2 protein-coding genes and 1 pseudogene are annotated in these 943 nt (G+C 41.4%); all 3 read right to left on the bottom strand.

Annotation, left to right across the window (positions count from 1 at the left end):
- Nucleotides 1-239, bottom strand: a pseudogene (locus ACFIK8_RS09335) (TrwG protein); the annotation flags it as partial.
- Complete coding sequence (locus ACFIK8_RS09330) at nt 236-379, bottom strand: TrwH protein (RefSeq protein WP_042995511.1); 144 nt, start codon at nt 377-379, stop codon at nt 236-238. The pseudogene ACFIK8_RS09335 and the gene ACFIK8_RS09330, both read right to left, overlap by 4 nt.
- A 165-nt stretch (nt 380-544) precedes the next feature.
- Nucleotides 545-943: type IV secretion system protein (locus ACFIK8_RS09325; protein ID WP_375669259.1), on the bottom strand; the 399-nt coding region annotated here is incomplete at its 5' end.

The following is a 943-nucleotide window of genomic DNA, read 5'->3' as shown; positions in this document are numbered from 1 at the left end:
ACCGCGCCAGTTGTGTTATCAACGCGCAGCACCAAGGGAGTGGGAGCTGGTTGAGAAAAGCCAACCACCCCACACATCATGCCAAACAACCCAAAAATGCCAACAACGCACGCTACACGCCACGCTATTTTGCGTGATCTTATAAACTCGCTGATGAGTTCACGTTCTAAACCTCGGCTTTCTTCATAATAACTGTTCAGTCGTTCGGCTTTTACTGGTTTCACTTCTTTTTTTTTCATATCACTCCTCGCTGAATTTCGGCAGGGACCACTTTATTAACAGGCATTCGATTCCAGTTATTGGGTTGTTTTGGCTTTGGAGCCAATGCGCAAGCCGATAAAAGACTCGCAATCAAAATTGTAAAAATGATTGATCTCATTTTAACATTCCTCTTTATTCGACTGTTGAATTCTGTTTAACACTTTTTTATCATTATTTCAATTTTGATTAGAAATAATGTTGGCTGCTTTTCGATCTAATTTTATTTACGAAAATCTTCAGTAGTAGCGCGGAGAGTTATCTCTTGCGCTCCTAGACATTTTTCTCATTTGGCTGTGCGACTTTTTTGAGAAGCATTGCCTACCCCTGCACCGTGTCTCCAGAGATGTCCAAAGGTAATGCCTTTTGCCAAAGCACTCGCAATGCTGGATAGTTTGAGCAATAGCATAATGGAGGTAATGGACAAGATGAGCGCACCACCAAGTGTGTAACCGATATTTTGCTGTCCATCAAATTTCAGATCTTCCATGTAATTTGCAAAGATATTCATCATTAGACTAAATATAGTGGCGAGAAGCACAATGAGAATTATGTAGCTCAAGACTTGGCCTATCCATTGCTCGAAAAAGCGATAGGTTGGTTGCCAGAGTAATGCAATGATGAAGAAAGGTCCGAGTCCGGCGAGAAGTATAAGTGCGATTTTTGCTAACAGAATAAATGCACC

The sequence above is a fragment of the Bartonella sp. MR168JLCBS genome (genome assembly GCF_042194175.1).
This window is presented reverse-complemented; position numbering and strand designations above follow the sequence as displayed.